At 64.8% G+C, this 26,341-nt stretch carries 23 protein-coding genes and 1 pseudogene; 10 read left to right on the top strand and 14 right to left on the bottom strand.

Translation table 11 applies throughout. The annotated features are described in order from the left end of the window. Positions 1–168 (top strand): annotated as a pseudogene (locus J6525_RS16840) (integrase core domain-containing protein); the annotation flags it as partial. A 150-nt stretch (positions 169–318) separates the two neighbouring features. Here J6525_RS16840 and J6525_RS16835 read toward each other — a convergent pair. From J6525_RS16835 to J6525_RS16815, 5 genes are all read right to left on the bottom strand, one after another. Next, positions 319–1,929 (bottom strand): benzoate-CoA ligase family protein, encoded by a 1,611-nt coding sequence (locus J6525_RS16835; protein WP_249796055.1) that lies wholly within the window; start codon positions 1,927–1,929, stop codon positions 319–321. Further along, positions 1,926–3,056 carry an FAD-dependent monooxygenase gene (locus J6525_RS16830; RefSeq protein ID WP_092083195.1) on the bottom strand — a complete coding sequence of 377 codons (1,131 nt, stop codon included), beginning with the start codon at positions 3,054–3,056 and terminating at the stop codon, positions 1,926–1,928. The genes J6525_RS16835 and J6525_RS16830 overlap by 4 nt, the downstream gene beginning before the upstream one ends. A gap of 115 nt (positions 3,057–3,171) precedes the next feature. After that, positions 3,172–3,384 (bottom strand): hypothetical protein, encoded by a 213-nt coding sequence (locus J6525_RS16825; RefSeq protein WP_092083196.1) that lies wholly within the window; start codon positions 3,382–3,384, stop codon positions 3,172–3,174. A gap of 109 nt (positions 3,385–3,493) precedes the next feature. Further along, positions 3,494–3,715: a cysteine rich repeat-containing protein gene (locus J6525_RS16820; RefSeq protein ID WP_028336261.1), complete on the bottom strand. Its 222-nt coding sequence runs from the start codon at positions 3,713–3,715 to the stop codon at positions 3,494–3,496. 39 nt (positions 3,716–3,754) lie between these two features. Further along, positions 3,755–4,543 carry a cysteine rich repeat-containing protein gene (locus J6525_RS16815; RefSeq protein WP_225645478.1) on the bottom strand — a complete coding sequence of 263 codons (789 nt, stop codon included), beginning with the start codon at positions 4,541–4,543 and terminating at the stop codon, positions 3,755–3,757. Positions 4,544–4,792: 249 nt separating this feature from the next. Between J6525_RS16815 and J6525_RS16810 the strand changes: the two genes are divergently transcribed. Both J6525_RS16810 and J6525_RS16805 read left to right on the top strand, forming a co-directional pair. After that, positions 4,793–5,950, top strand: coding sequence for an efflux RND transporter periplasmic adaptor subunit (locus J6525_RS16810; protein WP_225645477.1), 1,158 nt, complete (start codon positions 4,793–4,795; stop codon positions 5,948–5,950). A gap of 12 nt (positions 5,951–5,962) precedes the next feature. Next, a complete protein-coding gene (locus J6525_RS16805; RefSeq protein ID WP_225645476.1) occupies positions 5,963–9,130 on the top strand; it encodes an efflux RND transporter permease subunit in 3,168 nt (1,055 codons plus the stop codon). A gap of 393 nt (positions 9,131–9,523) precedes the next feature. Here J6525_RS16805 and J6525_RS16800 read toward each other — a convergent pair whose 3' ends face one another. Beyond that, complete coding sequence (locus J6525_RS16800; protein ID WP_225645475.1) at positions 9,524–10,525, bottom strand: NADP-dependent oxidoreductase; 1,002 nt, start codon at positions 10,523–10,525, stop codon at positions 9,524–9,526. Positions 10,526–10,765: 240 nt separating this feature from the next. Here J6525_RS16800 and J6525_RS16795 point away from each other — a divergent pair, with 240 nt between their 5' ends. Together J6525_RS16795 and J6525_RS16790 are read left to right on the top strand one after the other, a co-directional pair. Then, complete coding sequence (locus J6525_RS16795) at positions 10,766–12,055, top strand: dicarboxylate/amino acid:cation symporter (RefSeq protein ID WP_028336266.1); 1,290 nt, start codon at positions 10,766–10,768, stop codon at positions 12,053–12,055. A 12-nt stretch (positions 12,056–12,067) separates the two neighbouring features. Beyond that, on the top strand, positions 12,068–13,024 hold the full coding sequence (locus tag J6525_RS16790; protein ID WP_225645474.1) for an amino acid ABC transporter substrate-binding protein: 957 nt from the start codon (positions 12,068–12,070) through the stop codon (positions 13,022–13,024). Positions 13,025–13,080: 56 nt separating this feature from the next. On the opposite strand, the gene J6525_RS16785 is transcribed toward J6525_RS16790, so the two are convergent. After that, positions 13,081–13,308, bottom strand: coding sequence for a hypothetical protein (locus J6525_RS16785; protein ID WP_092083201.1), 228 nt, complete (start codon positions 13,306–13,308; stop codon positions 13,081–13,083). Between the two features lie 336 nt (positions 13,309–13,644). Continuing rightward, positions 13,645–13,890, bottom strand: a complete 246-nt coding sequence (locus J6525_RS16780; RefSeq protein WP_225645473.1) for a hypothetical protein — start codon at positions 13,888–13,890, stop codon at positions 13,645–13,647. A 227-nt stretch (positions 13,891–14,117) separates the two neighbouring features. Between J6525_RS16780 and J6525_RS16775 the strand changes: the two genes are divergently transcribed. Together J6525_RS16775 and J6525_RS16770 are read left to right on the top strand one after the other, a co-directional pair. Further along, the gene (locus J6525_RS16775; protein WP_225645472.1) at positions 14,118–14,474 is read left to right on the top strand and encodes a response regulator; all 357 of its coding nucleotides are present in this window, start codon (positions 14,118–14,120) and stop codon (positions 14,472–14,474) included. Between the two features lie 20 nt (positions 14,475–14,494). Continuing rightward, positions 14,495–14,695 (top strand): hypothetical protein, encoded by a 201-nt coding sequence (locus J6525_RS16770; RefSeq protein WP_225645471.1) that lies wholly within the window; start codon positions 14,495–14,497, stop codon positions 14,693–14,695. 62 nt (positions 14,696–14,757) lie between these two features. On the opposite strand, the gene J6525_RS16765 is transcribed toward J6525_RS16770, so the two are convergent. Next, positions 14,758–15,693 carry an ATP-grasp domain-containing protein gene (locus J6525_RS16765; RefSeq protein WP_225645470.1) on the bottom strand — a complete coding sequence of 312 codons (936 nt, stop codon included), beginning with the start codon at positions 15,691–15,693 and terminating at the stop codon, positions 14,758–14,760. A 297-nt stretch (positions 15,694–15,990) separates the two neighbouring features. Between J6525_RS16765 and J6525_RS16760 the strand changes: the two genes are divergently transcribed. The 3 genes from J6525_RS16760 to J6525_RS16750 all read left to right on the top strand — a co-directional run bounded on the left by J6525_RS16760 (position 15,991) and on the right by J6525_RS16750 (position 20,107). Then, positions 15,991–16,764, top strand: a complete 774-nt coding sequence (locus J6525_RS16760; protein WP_076832718.1) for a ferredoxin--NADP reductase — start codon at positions 15,991–15,993, stop codon at positions 16,762–16,764. Positions 16,765–17,016: 252 nt separating this feature from the next. Next, on the top strand, positions 17,017–17,886 hold the full coding sequence (locus tag J6525_RS16755) for a patatin-like phospholipase family protein (protein ID WP_225163096.1): 870 nt from the start codon (positions 17,017–17,019) through the stop codon (positions 17,884–17,886). A 595-nt stretch (positions 17,887–18,481) separates the two neighbouring features. Beyond that, a complete protein-coding gene (locus J6525_RS16750) occupies positions 18,482–20,107 on the top strand; it encodes an FMN-binding glutamate synthase family protein (protein ID WP_225163097.1) in 1,626 nt (541 codons plus the stop codon). Between the two features lie 106 nt (positions 20,108–20,213). On the opposite strand, the gene J6525_RS16745 is transcribed toward J6525_RS16750, so the two are convergent. The 5 genes from J6525_RS16745 to J6525_RS16725 all read right to left on the bottom strand — a co-directional run bounded on the left by J6525_RS16745 (position 20,214) and on the right by J6525_RS16725 (position 26,175). Next, a complete protein-coding gene (locus tag J6525_RS16745; protein WP_225645469.1) occupies positions 20,214–21,686 on the bottom strand; it encodes an FAD-dependent monooxygenase in 1,473 nt (490 codons plus the stop codon). A 297-nt stretch (positions 21,687–21,983) separates the two neighbouring features. Continuing rightward, positions 21,984–23,972: a carbohydrate porin gene (locus J6525_RS16740; protein ID WP_225645468.1), complete on the bottom strand. Its 1,989-nt coding sequence runs from the start codon at positions 23,970–23,972 to the stop codon at positions 21,984–21,986. Positions 23,973–24,012: 40 nt separating this feature from the next. After that, the gene (locus J6525_RS16735; protein WP_225645467.1) at positions 24,013–24,300 is read right to left on the bottom strand and encodes a hypothetical protein; all 288 of its coding nucleotides are present in this window, start codon (positions 24,298–24,300) and stop codon (positions 24,013–24,015) included. Continuing rightward, entirely contained in the window at positions 24,284–24,523 is a 240-nt protein-coding gene (locus J6525_RS16730; protein ID WP_225645466.1) for a hypothetical protein, read from the bottom strand. The genes J6525_RS16735 and J6525_RS16730 overlap by 17 nt, the downstream gene beginning before the upstream one ends. Then, complete coding sequence (locus tag J6525_RS16725; protein WP_225645465.1) at positions 24,520–26,175, bottom strand: Nramp family divalent metal transporter; 1,656 nt, start codon at positions 26,173–26,175, stop codon at positions 24,520–24,522. The genes J6525_RS16730 and J6525_RS16725 overlap by 4 nt, the downstream gene beginning before the upstream one ends. Positions 26,176–26,341: the final 166 nt, after the last annotated feature.

Raw genomic sequence — 26,341 nt, 5'->3', positions numbered from 1 at the left:
GGCGACCACCCCTTTGATCAACTCTGCCGACAGTGCGGCATCCAGCATCGCCTGACCAAGCCCTACCATCCGCAGACCAACGGACTCGTCGAACGTTTCAACCGGCGCATCGCCGAAGCCATTGGCCGCGAAACAAAGCGTGGCAGCGCCCGGCGGACCTTCATCGATCACGCCGATCGAGACACCTTCATCGCCAAATTCGTCCACGACTACAATCGAACCAGGCTCAAATGCCTCCGCTACCAGGCCCCAATGCGGGCCCTCGCCAATCATACGGGACCAAACACTTTCGCAGGGACGACAGCGAGTATGGCGCCCCTACATCCGCATCACCGCCTGCCGGTCGATCTTGCCGGTGCCGGTCTTCGGCAGCTCATCGATGAATTTGACCTCGCGCGGATATTTGTACGGCAACAGCTTTGTCTTGACGTAGTCCTGCAGCCGCCGCGTCGCTTCGGCCGTGTCGAAGCCGGCCTTGTTCATGACAACCACGGCGCGCAGCGTCATGCGCCGGTCAGGCAATTCGGCGGCGTAGACGGCGCATTCGCGGACGTCGGGGTGATCGGCGAGGCAGAGCTCGACTTCCAGCGGATAGACCCACTGGCCGGAGATCTTGATCAGATCGTCGGCGCGGCCGCGGAAGAAGTGGAAGCCGTCGCTGTCGCGCATGAAGCGGTCGCCGGTGTAGATCCAGCCGTCCTCGCGCACGGTCTCGGCCGTCTTGTCCGGCCGGTTCCAGTACAGCGGGGTCGCGGAATCGCCGCGCACCCACAGGATGCCTTCCTCATTGTCGCCGACCTCGCGGCCGTCGCTGTCGCGCAGCATGATCTCGTAGCCGGGCACGCGCAGCCCGGCGGCGCCGAGCTTCTTCCGTTCCGGGCGATTGCTGAGATAGACGTGCAGCACTTCGGTCGAGCCGAGGCCTTCGATGATCTCGAGCCCGGTGAGCCGCTTCCAGCCGTTGAACACGTCGGCCGACAGCACCTCGGCAGCCGAGACCGCCATCCGCAGCGAGGAGAAATCGGTTTGCTCGGCGCCCTCGGCCTTGGTCAGCGAGATGTAGAGCGTCGGCAGGCCGAAGAACACGGTCGGCCGATATTGTCCGATCGCCGCGAAGATCGCGGCCGGTTTCGGCTGGCCCGGCAGCAGCAGCGTCGCGGCGCCGACCGAGAAGGGAAACGTGATCGAATTGCCGAAACCGTAGGCGAAGAAGATCTTCGGCACCGAGAAGCAGATGTCGCCGGGCTCTAGCTTCAGCACGTTGCGGGCAAAGGCGCGCTCGCTATAGGCCATGTCGTGCTGCAGATGCACGATGCCCTTGGGACGGCCGGTCGAGCCCGACGAATACATCCAGAACGCCATCTCGTTGCGGTGGGTGTCGGCCGCGTCGAGCTCGATCGGAAATCCTTGCAGCCAGTCGCCGGCGTTGCGCACCTCGGCGATGGCGTGATCGCCGGCGTCGCCGTTGACCACGACCAGCGTGCGTAGCGGCGTGTCCTTGCAGGCTTCCGCGTTGAAGCGCGCACAGAATTCCGCATCGGTGACGGCGACCTGTGCGCCGGCGTCGGACAGATAGAATTGCAGCAGCTCGGGCGTCGTCAGCGTGTTGATCAAGAGCGGCACGAAGCCGGCGCGCACCGCGCCGAAGAATGCCGCGGGATAGGCCGGGGTGTCGTCGAGAAACAGCAGGATGCGGTCGCCGCGCTGCAGTCCAAGCGACCGGAAGGCGTGGCCCCAGCGTGCGGCCTCAGTGCAGAGCTCGCGATAGGTCCGCGTGCCGGCCGGGCCGGTCAGCGCCAGGCGTTCGGCATTCCCGTTGCCGAGATTGTCGAACAGGATGCAGCTCGCATTGTAGCGCTCGGGGATCGTGAAGCCGATCTCGCGCGCACCGGGATTGTCCAGCGGAACCTGGTCGGCGATCCCGGTCATGATTGTCCCTTTGCGGCTGCGTAGCGGGCCATGAAGGCGGGCGACATCGCGCGCAGCCGCGCGTCGTCGATCCGGCCGGAGCGGGTGATGTAGCTGTAGGCGAAATCCATCAGGTCGAGCGTCATGTGCGCGGGGAAATGCTCGTACCAGTCGGCGCTGGTCCGCGCCGCGGTGACGAGCTTCTTCACGATCGGCTTGCGCTCGCTCTCGTAGCGGGCAAGCGCGGCGGCGATGCCGCTCTCGGTCTCCAGCGCCTTGGTCAGCGCAATCGCATCCTCGATCGCGAGCCGCGTCCCGGAGCCGATCGAGAAATGCGCCGAATGCAGCGCATCGCCGATCAGCACCATGTTGCCGTGCGACCAGCGCTCGTTCCAGATCCACGGGAAATTGCGCCACACCGATTTGTTCGAGATCAGCCGGTGGCCGTCCAGTGTCGCGGCGAACACGTCTTCGCAGATCGCCTGCGACTCTTCGATGCTCTTGTCGGCGAAGCCGTAGGCCGCCCAGGTCGCCGCGTCGCATTCGACCAGGAAGGTGCTCATGTCCTTCGCATAGCGATAGTGATGGGCGTTGAAGCTGCCGCGCCCGGTCGCCACAAAGGTCTGCGACAGCGTCGCGAAGGGTTTGGTGGTGCCGTACCAGGCGAACTTGTTTGAGGAATGCGAGACCGAGGCGCCGAAGGCGGACTCATAGCCGCGGCGGACCATCGAGTTCAGCCCGTCGGCGGCAACGATCAGGTCGTAACCCCTGAGCTGGTCGACCGATTGCACCACGGTGTCGAAGCGCGGCGTGACGCCCGTGCTGCGGACGCGCTCTTGCAGGATCGTCAGCAGCGCCAGCCGGCCGATCGAGGAGAACCCGACGCCATCGATCTCGACGCTCTCGCCGCGCAGATTGAGGGTGATGTTCTTCCAGCTCTCCATAAGCGGGGCGATGGCGTCGACCGTCTCGGGGTCGTCGGCGCGCAGGAAGTCCAGCGCCTGTTCGGAGAACACCACGCCGAAGCCCCAGGTGGCGCCGGCCGCGTTCTGCTCGAACAGGTCGATCTCGGCGTCGGGATGACGCTTCTTCCAGAGATAGGCGAAATAGAGCCCGCCGGGCCCTCCGCCGATCACGGCGATCCGCAACGTCTGCCTCCCAGATTGACAGTGTACTTACAATTTGGGTCCAGACTAATCGCCCTCCGGCGGGAACGCCAGAGGGAAAATGCGTGCGGCGACTAGCCGCCTGGGGCTGAAAGTTTCAGTAGCAGCGGCGGACCTTGACCCCGCCGACCCATACCCAGCGGCAGCCGGCGGCGACGGGTTTGCGGGCGACGACCGCACCGTTGGGGCCGGCGCAGCCGGCGCGATAGACGCCGCGCGCGCAAACGACCGCGTTAGCATCGGAGGACTCAAGGGTCATGGTCGCGGCAAAGGACAGCAGGGCTGCGGCGATCAGCAATATTGAACGCATTAAATTCCCTCTCCCGGGTGAGGCATGATTGGCCCGTAGGTGACAACAAGGTGCTACGGTTCCGTGCCCGGCAAATCGCCGGGCACCTGTCGTCTCACCGCCTGCGCGACTATTTCTTTTCCGCTTCCGCCAGCACCTTCTTGCAGGCGGGCGCCAGCTTGTCGCTCTGCTTGGCGAGACAGGCGATGATGCGGCCGCCGCCGGGCGTCACGCTTTTGCAGAACTTCTCGTAGTCGCCCATGCAGGCGTCGCGTTGCGCTGTGGTCAGCTCCTGGGCGTAGACAGCGGTTGCGCCGCAGAGCAGCGCGGCGGTCAGGACGATACGCAGCATTGTTCGCTCCCTTCTCCGGTCAGTCGCGTGACAGCAGGATTATCGCGCCGCGAACGGTGCCAGCACGTCGCGGCACGCCGGCGACAGCGAGCCGGCATTGGTCGCAAGGCACTGCACGATCCGCCCGCCGCCCGGCTGGACGCCGCCACAGATCGAGCGGACGTCGGCGCCGCAGGCCGAGCGCAGCACGAACAGCTCTTCGCGCGGTCGCAGCGGCCGCAACGCGATCACGGCCGGCGCAGCCGCCGGTGCCGCCGTCGCTGCAGCGCCCGCGGCCGGCGCGGCGGCGCCGCCACCAGCGGCGGCGGCGACGGCCTTCTCGCAGGCCGGCGAAAGCTTGCCCTTGTTCTTTTCGAGGCACTGCAGCGCCGCCGCGCCGCCGGTCGGCACGCCCGCGCAGACCTTGGGATAATCGGAACGGCATGCGCTGCGGATCGCGGAGATCTGCGTGTTGGACGGCGTCCCGGCCGCCTTCGGTGCGGCGGCTTCGGTGGCGGGCTTGGCCGTTGCCGCGGGAGCAGCCTCGGTCTTGGCCGCCGCGGGCGCGGAGTCTGCCTTCGGTGCGGCAGCCGGAGCTTCGACGGCCTTCACCGCGCTGGCGCAGCCCGGTCCGAGGCTTGCCATGTTCTTCTGCAGACATTGCAGCGAGGCTTCGCCGCCCGGCGGTACGCTGGAGCAGTGGGCGATGTAGTCGTTGCGGCATTGCGATTTGATGGCGTCGCGCTGCGCCTGGGTCGGTGCCTGCGACAAGGCCGGTGCGGTGCTCATGAATGCTGCAAGCGCAAGCCATGCGGACAGCTTCGTTGCTCGTGTCAACGCATTGATCATCTGAATAAATCCTCTGGTCGCGCCGGATGCCTCCGGCTCAACTGAACTGAGCTCTGAAAAAGTCTTGTTGTAACAACCTCGGCGAGCGGCATCATTTTCGCTTTCGAGTTCCGCTGCAAGCGGATTGTTGCTATGGGTGAAGCAGGCGGATTTTTTGCCCGTCACGAGATCTTTGAATTTAGTCATTTGAATCGAGGCTCGGACATGAGGCATGCGCGCGCGTCGGCACATTTCGGTCGGAGCAGTTTTGTGCGGCTGCGAAATGCACCGCTTGCGCGCATCGTGTTCGTCGTATCCGCCTTCGCCAGTTTAAGTGCCTGCGAGCAAAACAGTTTTGTTGCACCGCCGCCGCCCAAGGTCGAGGTTGCGCCGCCGGTGCAGCGCGCCATCACACGTTATCTGGACGCCACCGGAAACACCGCGCCGATCCAGACCGTCGATCTGGTCGCGCGCGTGCAGGGCTTCCTGCAGGCGATCAACTATCAGGACGGCTCCTTCGTGAAGGCGGGGACCACGCTGTTCACGATCGAGCCGGAGACCTACAAGTTGAAGCTGGAACAGGCGCAGGCCGCAGAGGTCGGCGCGCAGGCGACACTGAAGCAGGCCGAACTCGACTTCAAGCGGCAGACCGATCTGGTGCAGCGGCAGGCGGTCTCGCAGGCGACCCTTGATACCTCGACGTCTACCCGGGACAACGCCCAGGCCAGCCTGCAGCAGGCCCAGGTCAACACCAGGATCGCGGCGGTCAACTACGGCTACACCAACGTGGCAGCGCCGTTCGACGGCATCGTCAGCAATCACCTGGTCTCGATCGGCGAGCTGGTCGGCGCGGCGTCGCCGACCCAGCTTGCCACCATCGTGCAGCTCGATCCGATCTATGTGAATTTCAACGTCAACGAACAGGACGTGCAGCGCGTGCGGGATGAAGCGCGCCGTCGTGGTCTGTCGGTCAACGAGCTCAGGCAGTTGCCGGTCGAGGTCGGCCTGCAGACCGAGACCGGCTATCCGCACAAGGGCAAGCTTGATTACATCTCGCCGACCCTCAACCAGTCGACCGGCACGCTCGCGGTCCGCGGCGTGTTCGCAAATCCGGACCGGACCTTGCTGCCCGGCTTCTATGTCCGCGTTCGCGTGCCGTTCGAAAAGCAGGACAACGCGCTGCTGGTGCCCGACGTCGCGATCGGCAGCGACCAGGCCGGCCGCTACGTGCTGGTCGTCAATGCCGAGAACGTGGTCGAGCAGCGCAAGGTGACGACCGGCCCGCTCGATCAGGGGCTGCGCGTCATCGAGAGCGGCCTGAAGCCGGATGACCGCATCGTGACCGCCGGATTGCTGCGCGCGATCCCCGGGCAGAAGGTCGATCCGCAGGTGCAGAAGGCCGACGCGGCGCCGACAGCCGCCAAATAGGACGCACGCGCCATGATCTCGAAATTCTTCATCGAGCGCCCGGTCCTTTCCAACGTCATCGCGATCCTGATGATCCTGATCGGCGGCGTGGCGCTGTACAATCTCGCAGTCGCGCAATATCCCGACGTGGTGCCGCCGACGGTGCAGGTGACGACGCGCTATCCCGGCGCCTCGGCCAAGACGGTGGTCGACACCGTGGCGCTGCCGATCGAGCAGCAGGTCAACGGCGTCGAGGACATGCTGTACATGCAGTCCTACAGCGGCGCCGACGGCACCTATACGCTGACGGTGACCTTCAAGATCGGCACCGACCTCAATTTCGCGCAGGTGCTGGTGCAGAACCGTGTCTCCAGCGCGCTGTCGCAGCTGCCGACCTCGGTGCAGAACCAGGGCGTCACGGTCCAGAAGCGGTCGACCTCGATCCTGCTGTTCGTGACGCTGACCTCGCCGAATAAGACCTATGACAGCCTTTTCCTGTCGAACTACGCCACCATCAACATCCGGGACGAGCTGTCGCGCCTTCCGGGCGTCGGCAACGTCACGGTGTTCGGCGCCGGGCAATATTCGATGCGGGTCTGGCTCGATCCGAACAAGCTGCAGGTGCGCGGGCTGGTGCCGCAGGACGTCATCCAGGCGATCCAGCAGCAGAGCCAGCAGGTCACCGCCGGCCAGGTCGGCGCGCCGCCGACGCCGGCGGGCCAGGCGTTCCAGTACACGCTGAACGTCAACGGCCGGCTCGACGACAAGAGCCAGTTCGAGGACATCATCGTCAAGACAGGCAATGTCGGCGACGTCACCCGGGTCCGCGACGTCGGTTGGGTCGAGCTCGGCGCGCAGACCTACAGCCAGATATTCTCGCTGAACCAGAAGCCCGCGACCGGCATCGGCGTGTTCCAGTCGCCGGGCGCCAATGCCTTGCAGGTCGAGAAGGCCGTCGAGAAGAAGATGGCGGAGCTCGCCAGGCAGTTCCCGCAGGACATCAAATACGACACGCCGTTCGACACCACCAAATTCGTCAACGCCTCGATCGAGGAGGTCTACAAGACCCTGTTCGAGGCCGGCCTGCTGGTGCTGGTCGTGATCCTGGTCTTCCTGCAGGACTGGCGGGCGATGCTGGTGCCGGCAACCACCGTGCCGGTCACGATCATCGGCGCGTTCGCGGCCATGGCGGCGCTCGGCTTCACCATCAACCTGTCGACGCTGTTTGCGATCGTGCTGGCGATCGGCATCGTGGTCGACGACGCCATCGTCGTGGTCGAGGGCGCGGCGCACAATATCGAGCGCGGCATGTCGGGCCACGACGCCGCGATCAAGGCGATGGACGAATTGTTCGCGCCGATCGTCGGCATCACGCTGGTCTTGATCTCGGTGTTCCTGCCGGCGGCGTTCCTGCCCGGGCTGTCCGGGCGGATGTACGCGCAATTCGCGCTGGTGATCGCCGCCACCGCGCTGCTCAGCGCCGTCAACGCCGCGACGCTGAAGCCGACACAATGCGCGCTATGGCTGCGTCCTCCCGCTCCGCCCGAGCAGCGCAACTTCTTCTATCGCGGCTTCAACGCGGTCTATGACCGGCTGGAGCGCGGCTACACACGGCTGGTCAGCGGCATCGCCGGGCATGCCAAGACCTCGGTCGCCGTTGCGCTTGTCATCATCGGGCTTGCCGGCTACGGCCTGTCGCGGGTGCCGACCGGCTTCATTCCGATCGAGGACCAGGGCTATCTGCTCGCCGCGGTGCAATTGCCCGACGGCGCGGCCCTCGACCGCACCCAGCGCGTGCTCGACGAGGTCACCACGATCGCCGGCAAGACCCCCGGCGTCGACCAGGTGATCAGCATCGCCGGCATCTCGGCGCTGGACAATTCCTCGAGCCTCGCCAATGCCGGCGTCGCCTATCTGATCCTGAAGGACTGGAGCGCGCGCGGTCCGGGCGAGGATCTGCGCTCGCTGGTCTACGGGCTCAACGACAAGCTCGCGGTGATTCCGGAGGCGCGCATCCTGGTGATCCCGCCGCCGCCGATCCAGGGCATCGGCAACGCCGCCGGCTTTGCCATGCAGGTCGAGCTGCGCGACGGCAATGCCGACTACGGCAAGCTGCAGGCGGTCACCGGGGCGATCGTGGCCAATGCGCAGACCCAGAGCGCGCTGCAGCGGGTCCAGTCGTCGTTCCGCTCGATGGTGCCGCAGTTCGACGTCGACGTCGATCGCATCAAGACGCAGACCCTGCACGTCACCCCCGACCAGATCTTCGCGGCGCTGTCGTCCTATCTCGGCGCCAGCTACGTCAACCAGTTCACCAAGTTCGGCCGCACCTTCCAGGTCTATACCCAGGCCGAGGCACAGTACCGCCTGAGCCTGCGCGACATCGAGAACATGATGGTGCGCAACAGCAACGGCGACATGATCCCGCTCGGCACGGTCGCCAAGATCACGCCCTCGATCGGACCGTCGCTGATCAGCCTCTACAACCTCTATCCGTCCGCCTCCATCATCGGGCTGCCGGCGCAGGGTTACTCGTCCGGCCAGTCGATGGCGCTGATGGAGGAGATCGCGACAAAGACGCTGCCGCCCGGCTCGGGCTTCGAGTGGACGGCGATGTCGTACCAGGAGAAGGAGGTGGGCAGCCAGATCTACTACGTGTTCGCGCTGGCGCTGCTCCTGGTCTATCTCGTGCTCGCCGGGCAATATGAGAGCTGGTACGCGCCGATCTCGGTGATCCTGGCCGTACCGCTGTCGCTGCTCGGCCCGACGCTGGTGCTGCTGAGCCTGAATATCGAGAACAACCTCTACACCCAGATCGGCACCATCCTGCTGATCGCGCTGTCGGCCAAGAACGCGATCCTGATCGTCGAGGTCGCGCTGGAGCGTCATCTGCGCGACGGACGGTCGGTGCTGGATGCGGCGATCGACGCGGCACGCGCGAGATTCCGGCCGATCCTGATGACGTCGTTTGCCTTCATTCTCGGCGTGCTGCCGCTGGTGATCGCGACCGGCGCCGGCGCCAACGCCCGCAAGTCGATCGGCATCACCGTGTTCTCCGGCATGATCGCCTCGACCTGCCTTGCCGTGCTGTTCGTGCCGGCGTTCTTCGTCGTGGTGCAGAGTTTTGAGAACTGGCGCAAGGCGAAGAAGGGCAAGACGGCGCCGCAAGCCGCACCGCAGACCTCGGGCACGGTGCATTAGGGCTGCGCCGAGTGCATTCAGATCTCTCCCCGTCACCCTGAGAGAATGTGAATGTATTCACCGTCGTCCTGGCGAAAGCCAGGACCCATTACCCCAACCGCTTGTTGTTGTGTGACGCTGGGGCCACTATCGCACTCTCAATCGAATTCGGTGGTTATGGGTCCTGGCTTTCGCCAGGACGACGACGTTGGGAAGCCACTCGCTACAACTCTCACACCGTCACCCCCGCGCAAAGGCTTCGCCTTTGTCGCTAGAGGAGGCCGCGAAGCGGCCGTCTCGAAGGGTCGACGGCCACCAGCCGGGCCGTGCATCCTTCGAGACGCGCTACGCGCTCCTCCAGCGACAAAGGCGAAGCCTTTGCGCGGGGATGACGGGTTCGGAGATGTTCCCCGCCTACACCTTCACCATGCGCTTGCCGCGGTTTTCGCCGGCGAGCAGGCCGATCAGCGCCTGCGGCGTGTTCTCTATCCCGTTGATGACGTCCTCCTGCACCTTGAGTTTGCCCGAGGCGACCCAGGACTGCAGGTCGGCGAGTGCGGCGTCGCGCTGGTCCATGTAGTCCATCACGATGAAGCCCTGCATGATCAGCCGCTTCACCACGATCAGGCCGGGCACGCCGCGCGGGCCGTGCGCGGAGGGGACGCCGTCATATTGCGAGATCGCGCCGCAGCAGGCGATGCGGCCGCGATTGTTCATCTGCGCCAGGCAGGCTTCCAGAATGTCGCCGCCGACATTGTCGAAATAGACGTCGATGCCCTTGGGCGCGGCCGCGCGCAGCGCCTTGTAGGTGGCGCCGTCCTTGTAGTCGACCGCGGCGTCGAAGCCGAGCTCGCTGGTCAGCCAATGGCACTTGTCCTTGCCGCCGGCGATGCCGACGACGCGGCAGCCCTTGATCCCGGCGATCTGGCCGACGATCGAGCCGACCGAGCCCGCGGCCGCCGACACCACCACGGTCTCGCCTTCCCTGGGCTTGCCGACATGGAGCAGGCCGAAATAGGCGGTCAGGCCGGCAACGCCGTAGACGCTGAGCAGATGCGTCATCGGCTCGAGCTTCGGCATCTTCGCCAGATGCTTGGCGGGCACTGCGGCATAATCCTGCCAGCCGGTGTCGCCGAACACGATATCGCCGGGCTTCAGGCTAGAATCCTTCGACGAGATCACCTCGGCGATGCTGCCGCCGGCCATCACGGTGTTGGCTTCCACCGCAGCGCGGTACGTGGCGCCGTGCATCCAGGCGCGGTTGGCGGCATCGAGCGAGATGTAGCGCGTCCGCACCAGCGCCTCGCCGTCCTTCGGCGTGGGGATCGTCCCCGTGGTCAGACGAAAATGCTCGGGGCCAAGCTTGCCGGCCGGCTTTTCAACAAGCAGGATCTGGCGATTGACGGTGTCGTTCATTGGCGGTGTCTCCCCCTTTGCCTTCGCTTTGCCTTCCCTTGGCGTTGGTCGTTTCGCATGCAATTGACTGCGACGCGTGCAGCGCCTTGCACAGATTGTGCGCTGCATGAACGCTAGTCCGCGCGCTGGCATTCCACAACGGGAACGTTTCGGCAAAGTCGCGCTGGACGCGAAGCGTGTTGCGTAGCTGCGTAAATCTGCCACACTTGCCCTCCGCCGGGAACTTACGGGGGTAAGAGAATGTCCAGCAGGTTTACGCAGTATATCCTGATTGCGATGGTCCTTGGCATCGCGATGGGGACGATTGTCTTCAACTACTTTCCTGACAGCCGTGCCGAGATCGCAGCAGACGTCAACCTGATCGCGATGCTGTTCCTGCGCCTGATCAAGATGATCATCGCGCCGCTGGTTTTCGCGACCCTCGTCGGCGGCATCGCCCATATGGGAAGCGGCGCCAAGCTCGGCCGCATCTTTGCCAAGACCATGGGCTGGTTCGTCTCCGCCTCCTTCGTCTCGCTGCTGCTCGGCCTCGTGATGGTCAACCTGCTGCAGCCCGGCGCCAACTTCCCCGGCACGCTGCCCGACAAGGCGCAGTCGACCGGACTGCCGGTATCGGCGTTCTCGATCGAAAAATTCCTCACCCATCTGATCCCGACCTCGATCGCGGACGCGATGGCGCAGAACGAGATTCTGCAGATCGTCGTGTTCGCGGTGTTCTTCGCGGTTGCGCTCGGTGCGATGCCTGAACGGGCCAAGCCGATCATGAGCTTGATCGACGACCTCGCGCACATCATGCTCAAGGTCACCGGCTATGTGATGCTGTTCGCGCCGCTCGCGGTGTGGGCCGCGATCATGGCGACCGTCTCGAAGAACGGCCTCGGCGTGCTCTGGAAGCTCATCGTCTTCATGGGCGGCTTCTATCTCTCGCTCCTGATCCTGTGGGGCATCCTGGTCGTCGTCGGGTTCATCGTGATCGGGCCACGCTACAGCCATCTCTTGCGGCTGATCCGCGAGCCGCTGATGATCGCGTTCTCGACCGCCTCGTCGGAGGCGGCCTATCCGAAGACGCTGGAGGGGCTGAACAGGTTCGGCGCCTCCTCGCGCATCTCGGCCTTCGTGCTGCCGCTCGGCTATTCCTTCAACCTCGACGGCACGATGATGTACTGCACCTTCGCGAGCATCTTTATCGCGCAGACCTACCACATCGAGATGTCGGTCGGCACGCAGCTCGCGATGCTGGCGACGCTGATGATCACCTCGAAGGGCGTCGCCGGCGTGCCGCGCGCGTCGCTGGTGGTGATCGCCTCGACGCTGGCGCAGTTCAACATCCCCGAGGCGGGCCTGCTGATGATCATGGGCATCGACACCTTCCTCGACATGGGCCGCAGCGCCACCAACGTGATCGGCAACTCGCTGGCGACCGCCGTGGTCGCGAAGTGGGAGGGCGAGCTGAAGGCCGAGCACGAGCTCGGGCCCGACGACGCGGTGCCGCAGGATGCGGTGCCCGGCGCCGTGATGGCCGGCCATTGACGGGAGGCATGCATGCATCGCGCCCGCTGGAGGCCGATACGGGCTGAGGCGCCTCTACGGTCGACATGCCTGCTGTCAGCGTGTCTGCTGGCGGCAAGCCTGCTCGCCGGACCGGCCGACGCACAGCCGGCGGGCGAGGGGCTCAGCCCCACGCTCGCCAACATCAAGGCCACGCACACGGTGCGGATCGGCTACCGCGAAAGCTCGCTGCCGTTCTCGTTCCTCGATCACTCCAACCGGCCGATCGGCTACAGTCTCGAGCTGTGCGATGCGATCGTCGAGGAGATCGGGACCGAGGTCGACGACGCCAATCTCAAGGTCGACTACGTCAAGGTCACCTCCGACGACCGCATTCCGGCGGTCGTCGACAAGAAGATCGACCTCGAATGCGGATCGACCACGGCGAATGCCGAGCGCGGCAAGCAGGTGGCATTCTCGCCGCTGATGTTCGTGGCCGGCACCAAGCTGATGGTGCCGAAGGCCTCCGGCGTCACCCAGGTTGCCGACCTCAAGGGCAAGACGGTGGTGGTGACCAAGGGCACCACCAACGAGCAGGCGATGCACAATGTCGACGCCAAGCAAAAGCTCGGCCTCAACATCGTCACCGCACCCGACCACGAGCAGTCCTACCAGATGCTGGTGGACGGCAAGGCGGATGCGTTCGCGACCGACGACATCCTGCTCTACGGCCTGATCGCGCGGCACAAGTCGCAGGACAAATTCCGCGTCACCGGCGACTACCTGTCCTACGATCCCTACGGCATCATGTACCGCAAGGGCGAGCCGCAGATGAAGGACGTGGTCGAGCGCGCGTTCCGCAGGCTGGCGTCGAATCGCGACATCGTCCCGCTCTACAACAAATGGTTCGTCGCCCGGCTGCCGACCGGCGAGAAGCTCAACGTCGCGCTGTCACCGCAGCTCGAAGAGGCCTTCAAGGCACTCGACGATTCGCCGGGCGGGTCGAACTAGCCGCGAATTTCGGCCTCTCCCCTTGCGGGAGAGGTCGAAAGTCCGGCGCTCGCCGTTCACCGCCAATAGCGGCGCGACAAATCCAGGCACTGCCGGACCCAGTATCCGTTCACATGGATCAACTGGCACGTGCTCGGAGGCGGCTCCTTGATGATTGGGTAGCCGTGGATGTCGATATTCGTCGGGGCCGTGACGCCGCGCCAAAACACCGCGTTGGCGGCCGGAGGATGGAAGGCGGCGGCGAACGCCGCAAGTGCGACGAAGCTCAAAAGAAGTTTGCGCATAATTTGTTTCCGGATCAATCAATGCACGGAAGCGTACTCCCTTGCGCAGGATGAGCAAGGCGCTGAATCGATCAAAATGACGGCCAGAGCTTCGGTGCCGGCTGCACCGCCGCCCCCGCGTCAGCCGCCGCGAACCGCCATGCATGCGAGGGCAACGATGCCGACCGCTGCCAGAACAACCATGACCTGGAAAACCGCGCGCCCAAGAATTGCTCCCATCAAAGCTCCGTCGATCCGGCGGGATCTTCCTTCGAGTGTCCACTCGCCGCGATCTCTGGAGCATCATCGGCAGGCAAGATTCGGCTGTTGAAGTCTGCGAACTCGTCGCTTCACCAGCTAATGTCGTTCGGCGACAAGTCGATCGACCTGTTGCTTCAGCTCTGCTTCCATTTCGGAAATGACGTCGTGCGGCAGGCGAGCGCGAAGCGGATCGGTCGTCTCGTGCTGCATCCTGGGCTGCTTGGCGAGCGCGGGTCGTTCAAGGGCCTGATCCTCGATCCATCGTCGAGAGGACGCATAGCCTGTCGCGCCGGCCGTCACGTCAGTCCCGTAGGGTTCGCAAGAATCCTGATCCGACTGCATAGCGTTCTTCATGAGCTCTGCCTCCTGGCACTATCTCGCAAGAATTCACTTGCTCAGGCCCGAACCATTCGGCTCGTCCGGCTCGTCGCCCATCAATGACGCTGAAACCTGCAAAGTTGTTCCGCACGGAACCTGCAAAGGTCTGCCGGAGCAGTCCCTCATGAAGCGGGAACCAGAACCATAAACATCCTCGTTCGTTAACTCTGGTTGATCGTTCGGAGGTCGCCATGGCTTACGCGAGACCAATTCGTCAAATAGCAATTGTGGTCGAAGACGACACGATCCAGCGCGACATGATTGCGCTGTTGTTGGAAGAAGGCCATTTCGACGTCATTCAGTGCGAAGACGCCGAGACGGCAGCGCTGGCCATCAAGATGCGTCATCCGTCGCTGGTGGTCACCGACATCAAGCTCATGGGCAAAATGGATGGCGTCGAGCTTGCACGTTTGGCCGTCGATTGCGACCCGGGCGTGCGCGTTCTGGTCATCTCGGGCCGGCCCCCGGACAGCGCGCTGCCCGAGGGCGTCAAGTTTTTCGAGAAGCCGGTTTATCCACCCATGCTGCTGCGAGAGCTGGCGTCGTAGATCTCGCCGATGGGTGGCCCATGCAAGACGATCCCGAAATCGATTGGCACCGGGAGCAGATTGTGAAGAACCGGGAGCTGATCGCGGAATTGCAATCCGGAAATACGGCGGGGGCTGACGTGTATCCAGAGACGCAAGCCGAGATTGACCGTCTCACGGCACAGATCGAGCAATCGGAATTGATCGTCGCCGTCTATGAAAAGGAGCACCCGCAAGGCTGATCGGGCGCCCACAATGCGGGATCGCGCCGGCGAGCCCGCGTCGTCGGGCGGGGAAACGCTGCCTACGCGAACACTTCGTCCAGCGCGGCCGAATACGCCGCCTCGACCAACGCCGGATGCCGGCGCCCCAGCGCTTCCATCTTCACCCCGGAGTTCACCTCGAGGATTTTCCACGCGCCATCCGTGCGCACGACGTCGATCGAGGCGAAGCGGATGCCGACAGCTTGCGCGGCCTTGATCGCGAGCGCGACGCAGGCCTCGCGCATTGCGTCATCGGCGAGCAGCACGGGCTCCGCGCCGGCATCGAGGTTGTGCCGCCAGTTCAGCAGAAGCCGTTCGCCGGCCGCCGGAACGGCGTCGAGCGCAGCGGCATCGAAATCCTCGGTGATGGTCTTGAGTTGCTCGGCCGTCGCGCTCGCCTGCGCCAGCGCGCGCAGCGACTGGATGCCGTCGCCAACCACCGACGGGCGCGTCTTGCCGTAGACGATCAGCGCGCGCGCATCGAGCAGCACCACGCGTACCTCGTCCGCGATCTCGGCGTAGGGCGAGATGGCAAGACTTGGATGCGCGGCAAGGATGCGCGCAACCGCCGTCTCCAGCTGCGCTCGCGTCGTCACGCGGAAGACAAGGTCGCCGGAGGTCCCCTCATTGGGTTTGATGACGAGCCCCCGCGGATGCTGTTCGAGCAGACGCTGCATCGCGTCCAGCGAGTCCGATCCCGGAATGTGCTTGCTGAACTTCGCACCCAAAAACAGCATGTGCGGAATGGCGGGAACGCCGGCCAATGCCAGCACGTCCGCGCAGGCCGATTTGTCATTGGCGACCTGATGCGCGGCCGCGCTGTTCAGCCCGACGTCGTAGCCGATCGCGAGCCGCCGTGCGTTGTCCTTGGTCATGGTGACCAGCCAGCCGCCGGACCGCACCTCGACGGCAATCGCGTGCGCCAAACAATATTTTTTGATGGTTTCCAGGAAGATTCGCTGGCTGATCAGGACCACGAGATCATTTTCCCTTCACTGCGGTTTTCGTAGCAATTAATTGCCAGATCGACGCCGATCTCAGCAAGTAAATTACGTGCAGTCCCACGTGTTAACGATGACGCGGTTGAACCTCTGCGCGAAATCGAACGACTGCCATTCTGAGATCGCAATTGCACGCCAGTTGATCTTGACTATCTCCTGCATTGGCGCAATGGACACCCGAGATCTTCAGTGATTTCGGCCACTTCCGCGCCGTCGCGAGCAGTCTAGAAATCAAACCATTCTAATTCTGGTCAGTCGAGAAAACGAAAACCCATGAGCGCGTTCTATCGAGAGAAAGTTCTTTCCGTTCAGCACTGGACCGATACGCTTTTCAGCTTCCGGGCGACCCGCGATTCCGGTTTCCGCTTCCAGAACGGGCAGTTTGCCATGATCGGCCTCGAGGTCGACGGCAGGCCGCTGCTGCGCGCCTATTCGATGGCGAGCGCCAATCACGAGGAAGAGCTCGAGTTCTTCTCGATCAAGGTGCAGGACGGCCCGCTCACCTCCAAGCTGCAGAAGATCCGCGAGGGCGACACCATCCTGGTCGGCCGCAAGGCGACCGGCACGCTGATCACCGACAACCTGATTCCCGGCAAGCGGCTGATGCTGCTGTCGACCGGCACCGGCCTCGCCCCGTTCGCCAGCCTGATCAAGGACCCCGAGGTCTATGATCGCTACGATCAGATCCTGCTGGTGCATGGCTGCCGTCAGGTCTCGGAGCTCGCCTATGGCGAGGAGCTGGTCGCCAAGCTGCGCGACGACGAGCTGTTCGGGCCGCTGCTGTCCGAGAAGCTCTCGTACTACCCGACCGTGACGCGCGAGCCGTTCCGCAACCGCGGCCGCATCACCGATCTGATCACCTCCAACCAGCTGTTCAGCGACCTGCATCAGGGCCCCCTCGACATCGAGACCGACCGCATCATGATGTGCGGCAGCCCGGCGATGCTGGAAGAGCTGAAGCAGCTGTTCGAGACGCGCGGCTTCAAGGAAGGCAGCGGCAACACCCCCGGTCACTTCGTGATCGAGAAGGCGTTCGTCGAGCGTTAAGGCCGTCGAGCATTAAGATTGTCGTCCTGGCGAAAGCCAGGACCCATAACCACCGCTCTTTGTTTGTCGAAGGCTGGGCCCCATCAGGCTCCAGCCTTTTGCATTTGTGGTAATGGGTCCTGGCTCCCGTGCGCAATTGCGCACTAGGCCAGGACGACCCGTGAGTATGTGGCGTCTCCCATTGCCACGCTGCTATAACGCCTCCAACGCCGCGCGGCCGTTGCGCGAAAGCGGCGATCTGGGAGCAGCACCTTGTCCATCACCGATCCGGATGCACCGAAGACCGCCTTTGTGTTTGCCGGCGGCGGCAGCTTTGGCGCGATCCAGGTCGGCATGCTGCAGGCGCTGGCCGCGCATGGCGTGGTCGCCGACATGGTGGTCGGCTCCAGCGTCGGCGCACTGAACGGCGCGTTCTACGCCGGCGACCCGACGGTCTCGGGCGTCGCGCGGCTGGCCGAGATCTGGCGCGGCCTCAACCGGCAAGACGTGTTTCCGGTGACGTGGCGGACGCTGGTGAGCTTCCTGTGGCGGCGCGACTTCCTGATCCCGCATGACGGCGTCCGCAAGCTGATCGACGACTACATCCCGTTCCGCAATCTCGAGGACGCGCGGATCCCGATCCACATCGTCACCACAGACATCATCAGCGGCGACAGCGTAGTGCTGTCGGAAGGTTCGACCGCGGAGGCGATCGTCGCATCGACCGCGATCCCGGGTGCGTTCACGCCGGTGCATTACCGCGATCGTTTCCTGGCCGATGGCGCGATCTCCAGCAACACACCGGTCCGCGTCGCGGTCCGGCACGGTGCCAAACGCCTGATCGTGCTGCCGACCGGGCATGCCTGCGCCAACCAGGCGCCGCCGGTCGGCGCGCTCGCCAATGCCCTGCACGCGCTGACGCTCCTGATCGCGCGGCAGCTCGTCAACGAGCTCGAGAACATCGGGCCCGATGTCGAGTACTTCGTGGTGCCGCCGCTCTGCCCGCTGGTCGGCTCGCCCTACGATTTCTCCAGGACCGCCGATCACATTACCCGGGCACTCGACACCACCAACGCCTGGCTCGACGGCGATGGCCTGAAGCCGGGGCACATCCCGCACGAATTGCAGCCGCACGAGCACTAGGCGAACGGTGCTCTCTCCTCATCTCCTCTGCAAGCGCACTCACATGCGCGGGTGATGACACCGCGTGGTGCGACGCCTCGAATCGAGAACCATCCCCATCGTCGTCCCTGCGAAAGCAGCGACCCATACGCCGCGGCGGACCTTGTTGAAGGGACTCGTCGTTCCAGCGTGGCCCAACAATTGGCATTTGTGGTTATGGGTCCCTGCTCCCGTGCGCAAGTGCGCACTAGGCAGGGACGACGGGTTGGAGGAGCCGCAGACTCACATCACGATTTCGGAATAGTGGAATTGTGCCGGTGAGTTGCCCGACGTGTCAAGTCGCTGTGTCGAGCGCCGGCCGCAGCCGGCTCCTTTGCATGGGGTTGTTTTCGATATTTTGGTAGTGCGCCCGCGACGCAGGTTATCGCATCCGATCCGCTGCGCTCCGTTGCAGTGCAAAAGGCGATACCGTTTCAATTTGACCGGTATCCGCACCCGCCCATTCGGGCGGTTGTCACATCTGTGACTGCTCGGCCGTATAACCGTAGTGCACTTGTTCCGCGAGTTGGATTAGGCTCGCGGCCGACAGGTCATTTGGGCAGACCGGAGGAATTTCATGGATACAGTGCTGCTTCCGTTCTCGCCGCGCTTCATCGTGCTGACGATCTGCGCCGTCGTCACCGCACTGCTGCTGCTGGTTGGAATTTTTGATCACAAGGTCTTCAAGATCGTCCTGATCCCGCTGGTCATCTTCGGCGCGCTGACATTGCTCGGCATCCGCGACCTCACCCAGAAGAACCACGCGGTGCTGCGCAACTACCCGATCTCGGCGCATGTCCGCTTCCTGCTCGAGGAAATCCGCCCGGAGATGCGGCAATATTTCTTCGAGAGCGAGAAGGACGGCATGCCGTTCTCCCGCGACACCCGCGCGGTGGTTTACCAGCGTGCCAAGATGGTGCTCGACAAGCGGCCGTTCGGCACCCAGGAGGACGTCTATCGCGAGGGCTATGAGTGGATGCACCACTCGGTGGCGCCGAAGCCGAGGGCCGACCAGAAATTCCGCATCACCATCGGCGGCCCCGACTGCACCAAGCCGTATTCGGCCTCGGTCTTCAATATCTCGGCGATGAGCTTTGGCGCGCTCAGCCCGAACGCGGTGCGGGCGCTCAATGCCGGCGCCAAGAAGGGCGGCTTCGCCCACGACACCGGCGAGGGCGGCGTCAGCCCGTATCATCGCGAGATGGGGGGCGACATCATCTGGGAGATCGGCTCCGGCTATTTCGGCTGCCGCAACCGTGACGGCACCTTCAATCCCGACGAGTTCGCGCGCGTCGCGGGTGACGATCAGATCAAGATGGTCGAGCTCAAGATCAGCCAGGGTGCCAAGCCCGGCCACGGCGGCGTGCTGCCGGCGGCGAAGGTTTCCGAGGAGATTTCCAAGATCCGGGGCGTGCCGATGGGGGAGGACTGCATCTCGCCGGCCTATCACAAGGCGTTCTCGACGCCGCTGCAGATGATGGAATTCGTCGCCCGGATGCGCCAGCTGTCCGGCGGCAAGCCGGCCGGCTTCAAGATGTGCATCGGCCATCCCTGGGAGTTCCTGGCGATCTGCAAGGCGATGCACGAGAGCGGGCTCTATCCCGACTTCATCGTGGTCGACGGCAATGAAGGCGGCACCGGCGCCGCGCCGCTCGAATTCATGGACCATCTCGGCATGCCGATGCGCGAGGGCGTCAATTTCGTCCACAACGCGCTGATCGGCATCGGCGCGCGCGATCGCATCAAGATCGGTGCCTCCGGCAAGATCGCGACCGCGTTCGACATGGCGCGCGCGATGGCGATCGGGGCCGACTGGTGCAATTCGGCGCGCGGCTTCATGTTCGCGCTCGGCTGCATCCAGTCCCTGAGCTGCCACACCGATCGCTGCCCGACCGGCGTCACCTCGCAGGACCCGATCCGCAACCGCGCGCTCTATGTGCCCGACAAGATCGACCGCGTGTACAACTACCACCACTCGACCCTGCACGCGCTGACCGAGCTGCTCGCCGCCGCCGGCCTCGAGCACACCAAGGAGCTGCGCCCGATCCACTTCTCGCAGCGGTCTTCGACCACCGAGGTCTCTTCCTTCGCCGAGCTCTATCCGACGCTGCGCCCCGGCGAACTGCTCGAAGGCACCCAGGACCGCCGCTTCCGCGACGCCTGGGCGATGGCGCGCGCGGATTCGTTCCAGCCGGCGGGGTAGTGGCGGCAATTCTGTAGCCCGGATGAAGCGCAGCGTAATCCGGGACCGCTCTCTGTGCGGATCGACCGATCCCGGATTACGCTGCGCTCCATCCGGGCTACGCTCATTACGTAGCAGCGGACGCGCCGAACCATTTGGTCAGCGCCTCGGTTAGGCCGGCCTGCGTTCGCTCGCCGACCCACGCCACGTAGCCATCGGGCCGCACCAGCACCGCGGTCGGGGCCGAAACCGTGCCCTGCGCGGGAAGCTCCCATGCGCCGCGATACTCGGCATCGACCAGCTGAACCCGGTCGGTCCATCCCGTGATGGCGATGCCGCCGGGCTCGCCGAAATTCAGCAGAACCGGCCGCGCCCGGTGCAGCAGCGCGAAGACCTGCATCGGGCCGTTGGCAGTGACCAGATCGAGATCGGGCATGCGGCGTCCGAGCAGCGGATGGCCGTCGCCAAGATCGTAGTGAAGATCGAGGCCGGACATCATCGCGGCAAAGCATCTGCGCGGCTCGTCCATGCGCAGCAGGCCGGAGACGATCTCGTTCAACGCCTGGGTGCGCGGATCGGTGCGGTTGAGCGCGACATGCGCCATGGTGTTGCGCAGCACGCGGGCCGCCACCGGATGCCGTTCGGCCTCGTAGGTGTCGAGCAGGCTGTCCGGCGCGATCTGCTTGACCACCTGGGCCAGCTTCCAGCCCAGGTTCACTGCGTCCTGCACGCCGATATTGAGGCCCTGGCCGCCCATCGGCGGATGCACATGGGCGGCATCGCCGGCCAGCAGCACGCGCTGTTTGCGGTAGGTCAGGGCCTGCCGGGTCATGTCGGTGAAGCGCGAGATCCAGACCGGACTGTGGATGCCGAAATCGGTGCCGTACGCGGCGACCAGTGCCTCGCTGACGTCGCGCAAGGTCGGCTCCCGGTCGGTGCCGAGTTGCCGTTCGGTCAGCACCAGCCGCACCCGCCCGCCATCTTCCGCCTTGCCGATCGCCGAGGTGCCGGTGTCGTGCTGGCGAAAGCCCCGTTCCGGCTCGCCCGCCATTTCGGCCTCGGCAATCAGCCAGCTCGTGGTCGGATCCCACCCGGCGAATTCGATGCCGGCCGCTTTGCGGACGAGGCTCCGGCCGCCATCGCAGCCGACGAGATATTGTGCCCGGAGCAATTGGCCATCCGACAGCTCGACGTCGACGCCGGCCTCGTCCTGCGTGAAGCCGGTCACCTCGCGCCCGCGATGGATCGGCACAGCGAGTTCGCCGACCCATTCGCCGAGCAGGCGCTCGATATGGTTCTGCCGGAGCCCCAGCGTGAAATTGCGTCGGGTCGGGAAGTCGGTGATATCCAGTGGCACCAGATGGGAGTGGAAAAGCACCGCCGGATGGCGCGTCCCCAGCGCGACAAACCGCTCGCCGATGCCGCGCTGATCGAGCACCTCGATGGTGCGCGCGTGCAGGCCGCCGGCCCGCGCGCCGATCAGGTCCTCCCTCGCGCGCCGCTCGACAATCGCAACATCTATTCCCGCCAGCGCCAACTCGCCCGCCAGCATCAGCCCGGTCGGACCTCCGCCGGCAATCACGACAGCATGTTCCCGCATCCCGCACTCCTCCGTTCGATTGGGCGCGCGTTCTACGGGATGACCCCGGGCTTGCGGCAAGCCCGGGGGGTCTACATATATCTGAGTGGGGAGAGGGCGTTTGCTCAATCGAACCAATTCAGAAGCTGCGCGCTGGCGACGCAAACTCGCTGTCGTCCCGGCGAAAGCCGGGACCCATAACCACAGGACCTCGTGGTTGGATTCGCTGTCGCCTCAGCTTGCTCTAACGACAATCAGCGGTGGTTATGGATCCCGGGTCGCGCTTCGCTTGCTCGGGACGACGGGGCGTATCGCGCCTCAGAACTCGCCGTGGATGCGGCCGGAGAAGATGTGCACCGGGCCGCGGTCGGCGTTGTAGGCGGGGTTGGTGATGAACTGATAGTCCGCGGTCAGCGTCAGGTTCTTGTTCACCTGATAGGCGTAGTAGGTCTCGAAGATCCGCTCCGGGCTGTAGTTCAGCGCGCCGTCACCGATCAGCAGGCCGAGGCCGCCGGCGGCGAGGTAGTCGCGATGCGCTGACGACAGTCCGTTGATCGCGCCGCCGATGCCGATCGTGTCGTTCGCCCGTCCCCACCTGCTGCCCTTGATCGACACGCCGCCCGAGATGCTGCGATCGACATCGGTGAACGACAGAATCTCGGTCCGGCCGTCGTTCCAGCTGAGGCGGCCGAACAGGCCGACATCGGTCACGATCTGCTGCTCGCCGTTCAGATAGAAGCCGTATTTCAGATTGTCCTTGCGGATGCCGGCCATCACGTCGTTGATGTCGAGCCCCGGATTGGCGTCCTCGATCGCGAGCGCTTGGGCGTAATTGCCTGTGTTGCCGCGGTTGCCGAACACGCCGACGCGGAGCTTGCCGGGCTGGTCGAAGATCGAATAGCGGCCCTCGAACTCGACCACCGCGCCGCCGGTGTTGAACACCAGAACGTCGCTGTTCGGTGCGTTCGGCACCTGGAACACGCCGGCGCGCACTGCCCAATCCTTGCGGTTGAGCTCGACCACCGCGCCGCGGGTATAGCCGGGCAGGTCGGCCGGGAAGTCGTAGGCGGCGGACGCCCACATCGCCCAGTTCATGAAATCGGCGCGCGGGTCCTTGGCGTAGGAATTGCCGTCGAAGAAATCGCCGACCGCAAAGCGCCCGACCACGAGCGTGAGGCGGTCGATGTCACGCTTGCCGGCGATCTGGTTTGGGCCGTCGGCGACGTCTTCCTGCTCGCCGCCGAAGCCGAAGGTCTGCTTGAAGTAGTAGCGCTGCGGCCGGATTTTCGGAAACGGCGCGCCGGCCTTCTGGGCTTCGCCGTTCGAGAAGCCGGCAAGGCCGAGCGTGCCGTTGAGGCCAAAGCCCTGCGCGGTTTCCGGGTTGAAGTAGAACTCGCCGCCTTCCCAGAGCCGCACGCCGAGAAATGCGGTCGTGGTCCAGGTCTGCTGCAACTGCCCCGCGCCGGGAAGGCTGTTGGTGCCGGCATAGGGCGAGCGGAACGAGGGGTAGGTCTGCGGCAGCAGCGTCGTCTGGCCGTGCACGCTCCAGTCGCTCGATTCGGGCAGCGCGGTGCGCGTCGGCGTTGCCGACCATGGCGAGTCGCCAAGCTGATAGTTGAGGCCGAATTTCAGCAAATGGATGCGCGGGTCGATGCTGACGCCGGGCAGGCCGAAATCATTGAGGCCGAGCGTGCGGCGCGACAGGTCGACATAGTCGTATTCGACCTTGGCGGTCCAATTGCCGCTCACCGCGAATTCGGCGCCGGCGCCGACGGTCCAGCCGGTCTGGTACTGCCCGGGCTCCGAGATCACCTCGCTCGCGGCATCGTTGACCCGAACCTGGCTGTGACCCCAGGCGAAGCCGCCGGTCACGTAAGGCATCCAGGTGCCGAAAGAGTAGCCGGCGCGGCCGCGCAGCGTGCCGACATAGTCGATCGACGAATTGAAGGGGCCGAGCACCCGCCGCGGCAGATCGGTCGGGCCGGTGAAGGTCGCATCCGCCTCGACGCCGAGCACGAAGCGGTTGGCGAATTCCCTGTTGTATCCGACCTGGAAGCCGCCGATCCCGCCGGTGATGGTGGGCGGAAAGAACACGCCCTGTTCCAGGATCGGATTGGTGCCGGGGCCCAGAGTGCCGTCGCCATAACCGACATGGGCGCCGACATAGAATCCGGTCCAGCTGTAGACCGCCCAGGCGGCGGGGGATTTGAGCGCCAGATCGGCCGCGGTCGCCGGCGCGCCGAAGGTTGCCGCACCGAGCGCTGCGCCGGCGGCGATCTGGACCCGGAAGAGGCGGACGCAGGTCATGACGCGGCTTTCCGCGAACGAGTGGCGGTTTCGCCCGGCATCACTGCAGATTTGGCGGCCGCTTTGCCACCCGAGATTTGAAATCATCGCCCGCCGTCCCCGGTCCGATCTGTGTCGTCCCATCCAAAGCCAGATCAGCACCTAGCATCCCCTGTTGCTTATTGCAAATAATTCGCAATAGCAACTGAGGCGCGCCCAATACCGTTCCGATTTGCACGCCACCGTGACAGTCACGTAACAGCGCGAGGTGGCAGGCCGCATCGGCGGCGATCGGCCGCCTGTCCGTGGCAAACCGGTCGCGACCCGACCGTTCAATCGATGCCGCCATTGTCCTCGTCCTTTGTGTTGATGAATGCCGGCCGCGATGCCCTGCCGAGCACGACCCGCGCGCCGGCCCGTTCGACACATCGCGCCATCGACAGCGCCGTCCGCAGCCCGGCGTTTGAGATTGTGCGTTTCCGGTGGAGCGCGGCCGCGCCGCGCAGGACGGCGCTCGCCAGCCTGAGCAGCACGATCGCGCCCCATCGCCGGCCGCGACTGAGCGCGGTCACGCTCCCACCGTGGCGAGCTGGACGATCCGCAGCAGCACGAGGCCGGCGGCGACGACGAGATAGCCGCGCAGCACGATCATCCAGATCCGGCTCAGCGGGCTGAGCCGCGCCGGCGGCAGCCGGTCGAGTGGCGGCATCCGCCAGCTGTCGCGGTCGACATGAAAAGACTCTCGCGGCGGCTTGCGCTTGAAGCGGAACGACGCGTGACGGCCCGACGACATCTCGTAGAACTTGACGGCTGCCGTCACCAACAACGCGAGCAGGCTGCCTCCGACGAGGATGCCGATGATCCAGGCCTCGCCGAGATTGGGGAACAGCACCGCCGCGGTCAGGATCACCGACAGCATCACCAGCCCCGCGACCATCGCGCCGGTGAACAGGTTGAGTTTGGTCGAATTGACCCAGGGTCCGAGGATGTGGCGGTCATTGCACAGCAGCAGCAGGAACACGGTCGCGCTCGGCAGCAGCACGCCGGCCAGCGTCTGCACCGCGTTGGTCAATAGTCCGAGCGGCGTGCCCGGCGTTAGCACCAGCGCCGCCGCGAGCACGATCAGACCGCAATAGACGCTGTAGAAGCCCTTCGCGTCCCACGGCTTGCGGTGCAGCGAGTGCTTGACCGCGAACACGTCGCCGATCGCATAAGCGGTCGCGAGGGAGACTGCCGCAGCACCGATGATGCAGGCATCGAGCAGCGCAAGGGCGAACAGCACCGCCGGCAGCCGGCCGGCATATGTCTCGAGGCCGACCGCGGTCCCCAGCGCGTCGGTGTAATTGCCGAATTCGGGCTTTCCTGCGAACACTGCCGCGCAGAACGAGATCATCGCCACCGCGCCGACCACGACCAGCACGATGCCGATGCATAGATCCATCCGCTCATAGCGGATGAAACGCGGCGTGATCCGCTTGTCGACGATGTAGCTCTGCTGGAAGAACAATTGCCACGGCGCCACCGTAGTGCCGACGATGGCGACGATCAGCAGCATCACCTCGCTGAGCTTGGCGTCCTGCGGCATCTTCGGCACGAAGAAGTCCGCCGCGATCTGCCCGACCGGCGGATGCACCATCAGGATCACGGGTACCAGCAGCAGGCTGCCGGCGACCAGCACGATGCCGAAGCGTTCGAAGCGGCGAAAGTCGCCGGTCGAGACCGCCAGCATCACGATAACAGCCGAGGCCAACACGCCCCAGAACTGCGAGACGCCGAGAAAATGAAGCGCGAACGTGATGCCGATGAACTCGGTGACGATGGTCAGCGCGTTCAATACCAGCAGGTCGATGACGCTGAAGGTACCCCAGAACTTGCCGAAGCGCTCGAAGATCAGCCGCGCATGGCCGACCCCGGTGATGGCGCCGAGCCGCACCACCATCTCCTGGTTGACGTAGAGCACCGGGATCAGCAGCAGAAGCGTCCACAGCAGCGTGGTGCCGTAATTCTGTCCGGCCTGGGTGTAGGTGCCGAACGCGCCGGCGTCGTTGTCGCCGACCATCACGATCAGGCCGGGGCCGACGATCGCCGGCAGCGTCTTCAGCCGGGCCAGCAAGGTCGCGCGCGGCGCGGTGTCGTCGCGCGCGATGCTGCCGAGCGCGCCGTGGATGTCGCCGGCATGCGCGCTGTCGAGAATGGCGGTTTGTGTGGTCTTGCTTTCGGTCATTTCGCGTCTCCTCGCCGCCATTCGGCACGGCGGGAGGGACGCAGGCGTCGTCAGGTGCGCACGTCTCCGCTGCCGTGAGCAGCGGCATTTCCAGATCTGATGCAGCTCAATGATCCCGCTGCCGCGCCGCGATGGCGCGCAACGGGGCAACTAGGTCCTTCGTCCA

Source organism: Bradyrhizobium australafricanum, from assembly GCF_020329495.1.
Taxonomy (GTDB): domain Bacteria; phylum Pseudomonadota; class Alphaproteobacteria; order Rhizobiales; family Xanthobacteraceae; genus Bradyrhizobium; species Bradyrhizobium australafricanum.
This window is presented reverse-complemented; position numbering and strand designations above follow the sequence as displayed.